The following is a 12488-nucleotide window of genomic DNA, read 5'->3' as shown; positions in this document are numbered from 1 at the left end:
CATGATTAACCAAGATTTGTATAAAGCCACTCTGGGTTCGTTTCCGTCCGGGGTCACCGTGGTGATGGCCTACGATCGCGAGGGCCGGGTAACCGGACTGACCGCCAGCGCATTCAGTGCCCTGTCGATGGATCCGCCGCTGATTCTGGTGTGTCCGCAGTACCGCTCCGAATCCTATCAGGTGCTCAGTGAAGCCACGCATTTTTCAGTCAATATTCTGGCTGCGGATCAGGGTGCGGAAGCCTGGGCTTTTGCCAAAAAAGGGGCCGACAAGGTGGCCGCACTGGCGCAGCTGGATATCCAGCAAGGCGTCACCGGGGTGCCGGTACTGGCCTCGACCGTGGCGGTGATGGAATGCTGCCACTGGCGTCAATACGAAGGCGGCGATCACGCCATTCTGGTGGGAGAAGTGCAGCATATGGCCAATGACAGCGGTCGCAGTCCAATGGTGTATTGCCGAGGGGATATGGGCAGCTGGCCAATGCCGGTAATTGAGGAGGCTTGCTGATGACGGCGCAATTGTTCCGACAACAGGCTTTTATCAATGGTCGCTGGTGCGATGCCGATGACGGGCAAACCCAGACCATTTATGACCCGGCCAATGGCCATGTGATTGGTACGGTGCCGCTGATGGCGGAAGCCGAAACCCATGCCGCTATTCTGGCCGCCGAGTTGGCCCGCAAGGGCTGGGCTGCCATGACGGCACAACAGCGCAGCCGTATTCTCTACCGCTGGTATGAGCTGATTGTGGCTCATGCCGATGAACTGGCCCGTATTCTGACCATGGAGCAGGGCAAGCCATTGGCCGAAGCTCACGGTGAAATTCTTTACGGCGCCAGTTTTATCGAATGGTTTGCCGAAGAAGGCAAGCGGGTGTACGGCGAGGTGATTCCAAGTCCTAACCCGGATGCCCGTATCGTTGTGGTGAAACAGCCGATCGGTGTTGTGGCAGCGATTACCCCATGGAATTTCCCCTGCGCCATGATTACGCGCAAGTGTGGCCCGGCATTGGCAGCGGGTTGCAGCTTTATCGTCAAACCGGCACCGGATACACCGTTTTCGGCGCTGGCGCTAGCAGCACTGGCGCAACAGGCCGGTATTCCCGATGGTGTCTTTAACGTTGTGACTGGTGATGCCATTGCCATCGGCAATGTTCTGACCAGCAGCCAGAAAGTCGCCAAGCTGAGTTTTACCGGCTCGACCCGGATCGGCAAACTGCTATTAAGCCAGTGTGCAGATACCGTCAAAAAAGTCTCGCTGGAGCTGGGAGGCAACGCACCTTTTATCGTGTTTGATGATGCCGATATCGACGCCGCGATTCAGGGGGCGATGATTTCCAAATTCCGTAACGCCGGGCAAACCTGTGTCTGCACCAACCGTTTTCTGGTACAGCGTGGCATCCATGATGTCTTTGTGCGACGCTTGCAAGAGCAGATTGAGGCACTACAGGTTGGTCATGGCTTGCTGGCCGGTGTCGATCAAGGACCGTTGATTAACCAGGCAGCGTTAACCACAGTACAGCGCCATGTGCGTGACGCGCTGGACAAGGGCGCGACCTTGCATTGTGGTGGCGAACCACACGCCGCCGGTGAGAACTTTTTTGCTCCCACCCTGCTGTCGGGTATGACCAGCACCATGGCCGTGGCCCAGGAAGAAACCTTTGGCCCGCTGGCTGCGGTGTTTGCCTTTGATGACGAAGACGAGGCGGTTGCCCTGGCCAATGACACCGACTCTGGCCTGGCGGCGTATCTCTATACTCGGGATATGGCGCGTTGCTGGCGCGTAGGCGAAGCGCTGGAGTATGGCATGGTGGGTATCAACGAAGGGCTGATTTCTACCGCGGTAGCTCCCTTTGGTGGGGTCAAGACCTCGGGGCTGGGGCGTGAAGGCTCACACTTCGGCATGGATGATTACCTGGAAATCAAATACATGATGATGGGCGGACTGGGCCGCTAAGATACTGGCCTGGTCAAGGTACAGGTTAACGCACAGGTCAAAGTACAAGCCAACGCACAAGCCACGCATAGAGAGAATGTTATGACTGATTCTGCTGAAAAAAACCGCTTCGATGCCGGATTGAAAGTCCGCCGTGAAGTGTTGGGTGACGCCTACGTCGACCAGAGCCTGAACAACAACCGGGACGAATTCGCCTGGCCAATGCAGGAGCTGGTGACAGAATATTGCTGGGGCGAAATCTGGACGCGGGAAGAACTCAGCCGCCGGGAGCGCTCGCTGATCAATCTGGGCATGTTAACGGCCCTGAATCGTCCCCACGAGATCCGGGTGCATGTCCGTGGTGCGCTGAATAACGGGGTATCCATTGCAGAGATTCGTGAGGTTTTTTTACAATCCGCGATCTATTGTGGTGTGCCTGCAGCGATCGATAGCTTTAGAATTGCGCGTGAAGTGCTGGCCGAGCTCGACGCCGACCAGCAAGATCAAACGCCGGTTGCCTGACAACCATCGTCGTTACACTGTGCGGCGCCCCACCGGGGCTTGCCTCGGTTCATGATTGACCAGTTGGATAAAGGGTATGCTGAAGAAACACTCCCGAGAAGATCTGGGGAAGATAGAACGAACCTCCGTAACATTGCGGGAAAAGGTACTGGACGCCTTGCGCAGTGCCATTCTCAGCTTCAAGTTCCTGCCTGGAGACCGCCTGGTAGAGCGGGACTTGTGCGACCTGCTGGGGGTAAGCCGGACTTCTGTCCGGGAAGCACTGCGACATCTGGAATCCGAAGGGCTGGTTGAATACCTCGATGGCAAAGGCCCGAGAGTCTCGGTCATCACCCTGGAGCAGGCGCTGGAAATCTACGAACTGCGCTGTTCGCTTGAAAGCCTGGTGGTGGAACTGTTTACCGTGCGTGCCAGTGAAGACCAGCTGCTGGACCTTGAATACTCGTTACGCAAACTGCAATCCCGGCTCAAAAGCGGCGATGTGGTGCTGATACTGGAAGCCGTCAGTGATTTTTACAACGTGCTGTTTCAGGGTTGTGGTAACCATACCGCGTGCAGTCTGTTGCGCCAGTTGCAGGCGCGGATCAGCTTTTTGCGTGCGACGACAGTCAGCCAGAATGATCGTTACCTCGACAGTAGTGAGGAAATGGCGGCCATCTTTGAAGCGATCCAGTCCCGTGATCCGGTGCGGGCGCGCAAAGCCAGTATCGATCATATCCACAAGGCCGCTACCGTGGCCTTGGCGGTGATGGCCAAGCAGAACGATGTCGACCCGGCAACCTTGCAAGCCATATATATTGCCCCGAACTGAACCGGTTATTGGCCATCTGCTGGTGGCATCAACCGCCAAAGACATGCCCGTGTCTCTGGCGGTTTTTTTTAGTCCTGGCAAGGGTTGAACGGAATGCTGTCGATCAGCTGCAAGTTATAGCCTTCCAGCCCGACAAAGCGCCAGGACGCTCCCAGATGCCGGAATTTCCGCACACCCAGATCCCGTAAAATCTGCGCGCCGGTGCCAACGTCGCTGAACACCCGCTGGTTATTGGTGTTTGGCACCATCAGCTGTGGTGCGCGATTCAGCAGTGCGCTGGCAGAGGTTTCGTTATCCACCAGTACCACCACCCCGGTGCCCTCGCGGGCTACGGCTTCCAGTGCTGACCACAGGCTCCAGTGTGTCGGGCCGTGGTAATTGGCACCAATCAGGTCGCGCAGAGGATCAATGCCATGAACCCGCGCCAGAACCGGCTGTTCCGGATTGATATCACCGGCCACCAGAGCAATATGAACGGCATTGGACAGGCGGTCTTCGTAAGTCACCATCCGGAAGGTGCCGTGGACAGTGGGCAGGGGTTGCTCGCCGATCCGGGTAACGGTGGTTTCGGTATTCATCCGATGCTGGATCAGGTCGGCGATGGTGCCAATACGCAGATCGTGCTGGGCGGCAAATGCCAGCAGGTCGTCACGGCGTGCCATGGTGCCGTCTTCATTCATGATCTCGACAATGACCGCCGCGGCTTCAAAGCCCGCCAGTCGTGCCAGGTCGCAACCGGCTTCGGTATGTCCTGCCCGGGTTAACACCCCTCCCTTGCGCGCCCGTAACGGGAAGATATGACCCGGTTGTACCAGATCGGCAGGTTGGGCATCGGCGGCTACCGCTAGCTGGATGGTGTGGGCACGGTCGGCGGCAGAAATACCGGTTGAGATGCCCTGGGCCGCATCAATCGAAACGGTAAATGCGGTGCCGTAAGTGCAGCCATTATCGGCAACCATGGCGTGCAAGCCCAGTTGCTCACAGCGCTGTTCGTCCAGTGTCAGGCAAATCAGTCCACGCGCTTTGGACGCCATAAAATTAATCGCTTCCGGTGTTACGGCTGTCGCAGCGATGATCAGGTCGCCTTCATTTTCACGGTCTTCGTCATCCATCAGAATGACCATTTTGCCGTTACGGATATCCTCGATAATATCCGCCGTGCTATCGATGTTCATCGCCCATCTCCCATGCTATTCAATATCTTTTAATCATTCTAAAATACGATATTGTATTATGGTATACCACAAATAATTTGGAGAATTGTATGAAAGCTTATTGGATTGCCTTTGTTGATATTGATGACCCTCGGCAATATGCCCGATATATGGAGCAGTCACCGACAGCGCTGCAACAATATGGTGCCAGAATCCTGGCGCGGGGCAGTGAAATGACAGCACTGGAAGGTTTTGATAAAACCCCGGACCGGGCGGTGGTGTTTGAATTTGACAGTTATGAACAGGCGTTGGCCTGTTATCACTCTGATGCCTATCAGCAGGCTCGCCAGCATCGGCTGGAAGTGGCCAGCGCCCATATCGTGATACTCAAGGGGCAATAAAGGTCAAAGCGTGGTGTATCTATCCGCCTTGACCGGTCGCACGGCTTTACAGGCCCTTGTCTGCATGACCGCTTGAAATACAAAAGCCGCTCGGTACTGAGCGGCTTTGGCAGAACAGAACAGCTTGAAAACCCCCGGCAAGTGCCGGGAGGCTTGGGCGCTATCAGGAAGTAGAGCGGGCCAGCTTGTCGGAACTGGCAGACTTGCCGGTCTGGGCCAGGTCGCCCGGACCGTAAGAAATACCGTCCCGTTCGTCCCGTAACCCTTTTATCAGGGCCACACACATCAGCAGTAGCACCACGGAGAATGGCAGGGCTGCTGCGATGGTGGCGGATTGTAATGCCGTCAGTCCCCCGGCCAGCAGCAGTACCGCCGCGACGGCACCCAGAATGGTGCCCCAGATGCCACGAATGGCTAACGAAGGCTCACTGCCCATCGACAGGATGGTGGAAATCACCAGGGTGCCGGAGTCTGCCGAAGTGACAAACCAGGTAATAATCATGATGGTCGCCAACAAGGACATTGGCCAGGTGAGGGAGTCGACCCCGATGGCTTCAATGGTGTGATACAGCGCCATGGTCATGTCAGCATTGACGGCTTCAACAATACCGCCAGCCCCGTACAGTTCGATATGCAGGGCGGTACCACCCATGGCAATAATCCAGATAAAGCCACCCAGGGGAGGGATGATCAGAGCGCTGAGCAGGAATTCACGAATGGTACGGCCACGGGAAATACGGGCAATAAACAGCCCCACCAAAGGACCCCAGGACAACCACCAGCCCCAGTAGAACAGCGTCCACCAGCCCTGCCATTGACCTTCAGGGTTCGGATCGGTCCAGAAGCCCATGGGAATCATATGCCAGACGTAATCCCCCACGCTGGTGGTGAACATGCCCAATAAATACACGGTTGGCCCAGCGATCACAAAGAAGCCGATCAGTACCAGGCTGATACGGATATTCCAGACGCTTAACCAGCGAATTCCCCGTTCCAGACCGGACATGGTCGAGAGGGTGGCAATAATGGAAATCACTGCAATCAACACGACCTGGACGGTGGTGGATATTTCGACCCCAAACAGATAGTTCAGTCCCGCATTGATCTGGGATACCCCAAGGCCGAGGGCGGTTGCAGTACCAAACAGGGTGCTGAAAATGGCCAGCAAGTCGACAGCATGACCCAGAGGCCCATAAATACGATCCCCCAGCAGCGGATACAGTGTTGAGCGAATGGTCATCGGCAAACCTCGACGACAGGCGAAATACGCAATCATCATTCCGGTCGCGATATACACCGCCCAGCCATGCAAGCCCCAGTGGAACAGGGTAATCCGCAAGGCAACCTGGGCCGCCTCGGCACTGCCGGGTTCAATACCGGCCATCTCGATAAAGGGGTTGCCCTGCAGGTGGAATATCGGCTCGGCAATACTCCAGAACAGAATGCCAACACCAATGGCGCAGCTGAACAGCATGGAAAACCAGACAAAGAAACTGAACGCGGGGCGTTCATCATCAGCACCCAGCCGGATCGATCCATGGCGGCTGAAAGCCATCCATACGCAGAAAAACAGCACCACGCTGACGACCATAACGTAGTACCAGTTCAGAGTGGTCTGAATCCAGCTTTTGACATCGGTGTATACACCGTTGGCCAGATCGACATTCAGAACCGTGAACAGAACGAAGGCCAGAATCATCGCTTTTGAGGCAATACCCATTCCTGGATGTATCCCGGCGAACAGGCCCTTGCTGACTAACATTTTCTTGGGTTGCATTATTTCATGCTCCCTTGATATGTGAAGAGTGACGGAATCATTCATGAGGCCCTGTCGGTTATTTCTTCCAGGCTCATGAATATACGCTTGGCGATGTTGTGTATTATGGTATACCAACTTACATGATAAGGGTTCAATGCCATTTGGCTTGTTTGTCCGCTATTGATACATCGATGCCGACAATGCTTTTCAGTGCCCGGTTTATAGATGTCACAATTGCCCTAAAGGGCGCGATAACGTCATCAGATGGCGCTGCTGTAGCAAGACGGCCTGGCAGAATCCTTTAGCGTAGAGAGCAGCGATGTTGTATTGATTTAGAAGCCCGATGTCTTGGTCGTTCTGGCCGACGCATCCAGACATATTTGAAATAGCGACCAGACACCCTGCGTTGCTACGCCTGACGTTGTCCGCATTGTTTGAGCTGAAAAGTTGTTTGAGCTGAAAAAGAGGAGAGCAATGGTGGATTGCCGTATCAAGAACCATCGCCATGGATATCACCATCATCCTGCTGGCGACCGTTCAGATAGTGGTCGTGATAATCGCTGTAATATTGATAGGGATGGCTGCTGTGATAGCGATTGGAATAGTCGCCATGATAGCAGCCAGGATGGCAAAACCGGCCACCACGCCGATCATCGGCATGGCGTCAGTGCCAGAATAAAGCCCGATACCGGTAACGACAGTCAAAACGCATTGATTGACTCCCTGATTGTATCCGGCGCTTGTCTGGCCAGCCTGGGGACATGCGCCTGAGGCGATCACTCCATCGTTATCAACGGAGCTGTGGTTATGCCAGTGCTGCCAGGGCGTTGGCGGCCTGCTGGTGACTATGACGCAGCTCGCCAATATCGACCCCTGCCACTTCTCCTTTTTCGACCTTCCATTGTCCCGCCACCATCACATAGTCCGCCTGATGGGCGCCACACAGCAGCAGTGCGGCTAGCGGATCATGGCTGCCGGAGAAACGCAGTTCGTCGAGGCCAAACAAAGCCAGGTCGGCCTGTTTGCCCACCGCGAGGGTGCCGATGTCATCACGGCCCAATACGTTGGCAGAACCCTGGGTGGCCCAGCGCAGCGCATCCTGATGCGTTACTTTGGAAGAGCCGTATTTCAGTCGTTGCAGATACATGGCCTGGCGCGTTTCCTGAATCATGTTCGAACAGTCGTTCGAGGCTGAACCATCCACACCAATGCCCACCGGGCTACCGGCCGCTTCGAGATCCTGTACCGGACAGATGCCGGACGCCAGCATCATGTTGGAGGTTGGGCAGTGACAGATACCGACCCCCGCCGTTCCCAGTCGCTGGATTTCATTGGCATCAAAATGAATGCCATGAGCCAGCCAGGTGCGGTTATGTAGCCAGTTGACACTTTCCAGATAGTCGACCGTACGCAAGCCGAACATTTTCTGGCAGAAGGCTTCTTCGTCGAGCGTTTCGGCCAGATGCGTGTGCAAACGCACCTGATGCCGGGCAGCCAGCTCGGCACTGGCGATCATGATGTCGCGAGTAACCGAAAAGGGAGAGCAGGGGGCCAGTGCGACTTGCATCATCGAGCCTGGGGCAGCGTCGTGATAACGACGGATCAGCCGCTCGCTGTCGGCCAGAATTGTTGCTTCGCTTTGCACCACCGATTGTGGCGGCAAGCCGCCGTCGTCCTGTCCCAGACTCATGGAGCCTCGGGTCAGGGTGACGCGCAAGCCGACATCAGCGGCGGCGTCGGCCTGTACATCAATGGCATCGGTCAGGGTTTGTGGAAACAGGTAGTGATGATCGGCCGCCGTGGTGCAGCCAGACAACAACAGCTCGGTCAGGGCCAGGCGGGTGGCCTGATGCAGCATGTCCGGCTGCAAACCGGCCCAGACAGGATAAAGAGTCTGCAGCCAGGGGAACAGCTCTTTGTTCAGGGCCGCAGGCAAGGCACGGGTAAGGGTCTGGTAAAAGTGGTGATGGGTATTGATCAGGCCCGGAATCAGCACATGACGGCTGGCGTCGAAGAGCTGGTCGTACCGCTCGGGCTGTTGCCCGGCGGCGACCACTTCGACGATCGTGCCGGACTGGATAACCAGTCCGCCACGGGCGTCTTCCGGGCTGTTGGTCTGGATCGCCAACGGGTTGGCGATCCAGAGTCGTGCAGGTGTCGTGGTGCTGTTCATGGTCAGATTAACTTTTGGCGTAGAAAGGTTTGCCGAGAGACATCGGCGCGACAAGGCGGCTACGGCTTTGGTTGCTGGACAATATCACCAGTACGACTACCGTGGCGAGGTATGGCAGGATGGCCAGCAGGTTCGGCGATACCGAGAAGCCAAGCCCCTGGAAAACCAGATGCAGAATGCTGGCCAGGCCAAACAACCAGGCACCCAGTAATACCCGCTCTGCTTTCCAGCTGGCGAAAACCACCAGCGCCAGTGCAATCCAGCCACGTCCGGCGGACATGTTTTCTGCCCACAGTGGCGTATAGGCCAGTGACAGATAGCTGCCTGCCAATCCGGCCATGGCACCACCAAAGATAATGGCCAGATAGCGGGTTTTTAAAACCGGCAGGCCAATGGCATTGGCGGAGTGCGGGTTTTCCCCAACCGCCTTCAGAATCAGGCCGGGACGGGAGTATTTGATAAACCAGTAAACGCCGCCAAACAGCACGAACGACAGGTAAACAATCAAGTCCTGGCCAAACAACATACGGCCAATAATGGGCAAGTCGGTCAACACCGGGATAAAAATCGGGTCCAGGCCATCAATCGGTTTACCAACAAAATCGGCACCGACAAAGGCGGATAGCCCGGTACCAAAAATGGTTAGTGCCAGCCCGGTAGCGACCTGGTTGGCGCTGAGCTCCATGGTGATAACGGCAAAGATTATCGACATCAACATACCGGCGACAATGGCCAGCATAAAGCCCAGCAACAGGCTGCCGGACAGCAAGGCGACGACAAAACCGACCACCGCACCCATCAACATCATGCCTTCCTGGCCGAGGTTCAGCACACCGCTTTTTTCACAAATCAGTTCGCCCAGCGCCACAATCAACAGTGGGGTGCCGGTACGGACCATGGCATAAAGAATATTACTGATCAGATCGATATCCATGGTGTTATCCCTGTGTATTGGTGGTGGGTTGGATAGGAGCGGTGGTGGGTTGGCGACTGATCCAGCGCACACGGAAGCTGATCAATACGTCACAGGCGAGCAGGTAAAACAGCAACATGCCCTGGAACAGGCCGGTTAGTGCCAGTGGCAAGCCGAGGCTGATTTGCGCCATTTCACCACCCATATACAACAGTGCCATCAACAGTGAGGCCAACAGAATGCCGACAGGATGCAGGCGGCCCAAAAAGGCCACAATAATGGCAGCGTAGCCATAACCGGGTGAGATATTGGGAATCAATTGTCCGATCGGGCCGGTGACTTCACTGACGCCAGCCAGCCCTGCCAGAGCACCACTGAGCATCAGCGCAAAATAGGCCAGCCGTTTTTCCTTGAAACCGGACAGTCGTGCGGCACTGGCGTCCAGCCCCATTACCTTGATCTGGAAGCCGTAAAAACTGCGGCTCATCAGTACCCAGATGGCCACGACCGCCAGCAGCGCCAGCGCCAGACCAAAGTGAATCCGGGTATCTTCAATCAGCAGTGGCAACAGCGACGAATCGGAAAACATGGCGGATTCCGGGAAGTTGTAGCCATCGGGGTCTTTTAATGGCCCGTGCACCGCCCACAGCAGAATATTGAGGGCAATGTAGTTCATCATGATGGTGGTCAGGATTTCATTGGTGTTGAACTGCACTTTCAGCAGTGCGGCAATACCGGCCCATACCAGGCCACCCAGAGCACCAAAGACCAGTACCGTCGGCAATACCCAGGCGGACTCAACGTCAATCAGTTGCAGCGCCATATAGCTGCCAAACAGACCGCCGATCAACAGCTGGCCTTCTGCGCCGATGTTCCAGATCTGGGCCTTGAACACCACCGACAGACCAATGGCACACAAGAGGATCGGCGTGGCTTTAACGCACAGTTCGGCAATGCCATACGTATCCGAAATCGGCACGTATAAGATCGTCACCAGCGCTTCCCAGGGATCAACCCCCAGCAAGGTGAACAGGATAACGCCGGTCAGCATGGTCAGAACCGCCGCCAGTACCGGCGACAAATAGGCCATCCGTTTGGAGCGCTCGCCCCGAGGTTCCAGTTTGATCATGCGTGAGTTCCCTCGGTTGCGGGCTGTACTTGGGGACTGAAGTCGCCTGCCATCATGCGGCCCAGTTCTTCAATGGAGGATTGGGGGGTGGGCTTGATCGGTGACAGCTCGCCGTCACAAATCGCGCCGATGCGGTCGGAAATCAGGAACAGCTCATCAATGTCTTCCGACACCACCAGAATGGCAGCACCCTGATCCCGTAGCGTAATCAGGGCTTTGTGGATCGCCGTGGCGGCACCGATATCCACGCCCCAGGTGGGGTGGGCAGCAATCAGGATTTTGGGATCTTGCAGGATTTCCCGGCCAATAATGAATTTTTGCAAATTACCACCAGAGAGGCTGTCCGCCTGGGCGTGACGGCCTGCGGTTTTGACCTTGTAGTCCTTGATGATCTTATCTGCAAAGGCTTCGGTTTTTTGCCAGCCGACCATTCCCTGTTTGACCAGTCCGGTCAGAAAGCCGGTGAGCAAGGCGTTTTCGGTCAGGCTCATTTCCGGTACAGCGCCGCGGCCGAGGCGTTCTTCCGGGACAAAACCCAACCCCAGCGCGCGGCGCTGGTCTGGCGGCAACAGCGCCACATCGGTTTTACCGGCGCTGCTGGTGTTAAAAAATACCGTCCCTGCTTTGCTCAACGCTTCGCCGCTGAGGCTGGCCAGCAGTTCTTCCTGACCATTACCGGCGACACCGGCGATGCCAACGATTTCCCCGGCATTGACGGTCAGGTCAAGGTTTTTCAGATGGACACCAAAGGGATCATGACTGGGCTGATCCAGCTGGGTGATTTCCAGCACAGGCTTGTCGCCCAGTACTTTCGGGTAGGTGGTACTGACCGGAGTATCGTCCCCCACCATCATCTTGGCCATGCTGGTGGTGTCTTGTTCCGACGGGATACAGGCACCGGATACACGTCCGCCACGTAATACGGTGGCCTTGTGGCAGAGGGCTTTGACCTCGTTCAGCTTGTGGCTGATAAACAGGATCGAGCAGCCTTCACTGGCAAGCTGGCGCAGGGTGACAAACAGTACCTCAACTTCTTGCGGTGTCAGCACCGAGGTTGGCTCATCGAGAATCAGCAATCGGATGTCCTGTACCAGGCAGCGGACAATCTCGACCCGCTGACGCTCACCCACCGACAGTGTGTGAATTTCACGCTCGGGGTTGATGGCCATGCCGTATTTTTCCGAAACGGTGCGGATTTTTTCGGCCAGTGGCCCCAATTCTCCGGCATCGTCTCCCAGTGCGAGGGCGATGTTTTCCGTGACGGTCAGGGTATCGAACAGGGAAAAATGCTGGAACACCATGCCAATCCCCATTTTACGGGCGTGGGCAGGGTCCTTGACTTCCAATGGCAAGCCATCCCAGAGCAGTTCACCACGATCGGGCTTGACCAGACCGTAGATCACTTTCATCAGGGTGCTTTTACCGGCGCCATTTTCTCCCAACAGGGCATGAATTTCGGCGGGCGCGATGCTCAGGTGTACGTCGTCATTAGCAATGCAGCCTGGGTACTGCTTGGTAATGCCGCGCAGGCTGAGCCTGGGGGGTACGGGTTGCTTGGGCACGGGCTGTTCCTCTATGGAGCCTGGCAAACACTGGAAAACGTCAGGCGCTGCGGTATTGGTCTGAATATGGCTTCAAACAACGAACGGCGGACATCGCCAGAGGGTTGTTTGGGGACATATTGGCAGAGT

General features: G+C 56.1%; 13 protein-coding genes. 6 read left to right on the top strand and 7 right to left on the bottom strand.

Annotated features, from left to right (window positions below; genetic code table 11):
- Position 1: 1 nt before the first annotated feature.
- From Q8W32_RS09320 to Q8W32_RS09305, 4 genes are all read left to right on the top strand, one after another.
- The gene (locus Q8W32_RS09320) at positions 2-508 is read left to right on the top strand and encodes a flavin reductase family protein (RefSeq protein ID WP_305414659.1); all 507 of its coding nucleotides are present in this window, start codon (positions 2-4) and stop codon (positions 506-508) included.
- Positions 508-1956 carry an NAD-dependent succinate-semialdehyde dehydrogenase gene (locus Q8W32_RS09315; protein WP_305414657.1) on the top strand — a complete coding sequence of 483 codons (1449 nt, stop codon included), beginning with the start codon at positions 508-510 and terminating at the stop codon, positions 1954-1956. The genes Q8W32_RS09320 and Q8W32_RS09315 overlap by 1 nt, the downstream gene beginning before the upstream one ends.
- A gap of 81 nt (positions 1957-2037) precedes the next feature.
- Positions 2038-2457: a 4-carboxymuconolactone decarboxylase gene (pcaC, locus tag Q8W32_RS09310; RefSeq protein ID WP_303434168.1), complete on the top strand. Its 420-nt coding sequence runs from the start codon at positions 2038-2040 to the stop codon at positions 2455-2457.
- 76 nt (positions 2458-2533) lie between these two features.
- The gene (locus Q8W32_RS09305; protein WP_303434167.1) at positions 2534-3268 is read left to right on the top strand and encodes a GntR family transcriptional regulator; all 735 of its coding nucleotides are present in this window, start codon (positions 2534-2536) and stop codon (positions 3266-3268) included.
- 68 nt (positions 3269-3336) lie between these two features.
- Here the strand turns inward: Q8W32_RS09305 and ribBA are convergent, their stop codons facing one another.
- Complete coding sequence (gene ribBA / locus Q8W32_RS09300; protein ID WP_303434166.1) at positions 3337-4443, bottom strand: bifunctional 3,4-dihydroxy-2-butanone-4-phosphate synthase/GTP cyclohydrolase II; 1107 nt, start codon at positions 4441-4443, stop codon at positions 3337-3339.
- Between the two features lie 89 nt (positions 4444-4532).
- On the opposite strand from ribBA, the gene Q8W32_RS09295 reads away from it, so the two are divergent.
- Positions 4533-4823 (top strand): DUF1330 domain-containing protein, encoded by a 291-nt coding sequence (locus Q8W32_RS09295; RefSeq protein ID WP_303434165.1) that lies wholly within the window; start codon positions 4533-4535, stop codon positions 4821-4823.
- Between the two features lie 163 nt (positions 4824-4986).
- Here Q8W32_RS09295 and Q8W32_RS09290 read toward each other — a convergent pair whose 3' ends face one another.
- Both Q8W32_RS09290 and Q8W32_RS09285 read right to left on the bottom strand, forming a co-directional pair.
- A complete protein-coding gene (locus tag Q8W32_RS09290) occupies positions 4987-6600 on the bottom strand; it encodes a BCCT family transporter (protein WP_303434164.1) in 1614 nt (537 codons plus the stop codon).
- Between the two features lie 210 nt (positions 6601-6810).
- Positions 6811-7089 (bottom strand): hypothetical protein, encoded by a 279-nt coding sequence (locus tag Q8W32_RS09285; RefSeq protein WP_305414656.1) that lies wholly within the window; start codon positions 7087-7089, stop codon positions 6811-6813.
- Between Q8W32_RS09285 and Q8W32_RS09280 the strand changes: the two genes are divergently transcribed.
- Positions 7088-7261 (top strand): hypothetical protein, encoded by a 174-nt coding sequence (locus tag Q8W32_RS09280; protein ID WP_305414654.1) that lies wholly within the window; start codon positions 7088-7090, stop codon positions 7259-7261. The genes Q8W32_RS09285 and Q8W32_RS09280 overlap by 2 nt on opposite strands.
- 126 nt (positions 7262-7387) lie before the next feature.
- On the opposite strand, the gene Q8W32_RS09275 is transcribed toward Q8W32_RS09280, so the two are convergent.
- Genes Q8W32_RS09275 through Q8W32_RS09260 form a run of 4 tightly spaced genes read right to left on the bottom strand, consistent with a single transcriptional unit; the run spans position 7388 to position 12359 of the window.
- Positions 7388-8755: an 8-oxoguanine deaminase gene (locus Q8W32_RS09275; protein ID WP_303434161.1), complete on the bottom strand. Its 1368-nt coding sequence runs from the start codon at positions 8753-8755 to the stop codon at positions 7388-7390.
- Between the two features lie 7 nt (positions 8756-8762).
- Positions 8763-9689: an ABC transporter permease gene (locus Q8W32_RS09270; protein WP_305414652.1), complete on the bottom strand. Its 927-nt coding sequence runs from the start codon at positions 9687-9689 to the stop codon at positions 8763-8765.
- Positions 9690-9693: 4 nt separating this feature from the next.
- Positions 9694-10797, bottom strand: a complete 1104-nt coding sequence (locus tag Q8W32_RS09265) for an ABC transporter permease (protein ID WP_303434159.1) — start codon at positions 10795-10797, stop codon at positions 9694-9696.
- Positions 10794-12359 (bottom strand): ABC transporter ATP-binding protein, encoded by a 1566-nt coding sequence (locus tag Q8W32_RS09260; protein WP_303434158.1) that lies wholly within the window; start codon positions 12357-12359, stop codon positions 10794-10796. Before Q8W32_RS09260 ends, Q8W32_RS09265 begins: the two co-directional genes overlap by 4 nt.
- Between the last annotated feature and the right edge of the window lie 129 nt (positions 12360-12488).

Origin of the sequence: Oceanobacter sp. 3_MG-2023, from assembly GCF_030688925.1 — a bacterium.
Lineage (GTDB): Bacteria > Pseudomonadota > Gammaproteobacteria > Pseudomonadales > Oceanobacteraceae > Oceanobacter.
The sequence above is the reverse complement of the archived record's forward strand: the minus strand, read 5'-3'. Positions and strand labels throughout refer to the sequence as shown.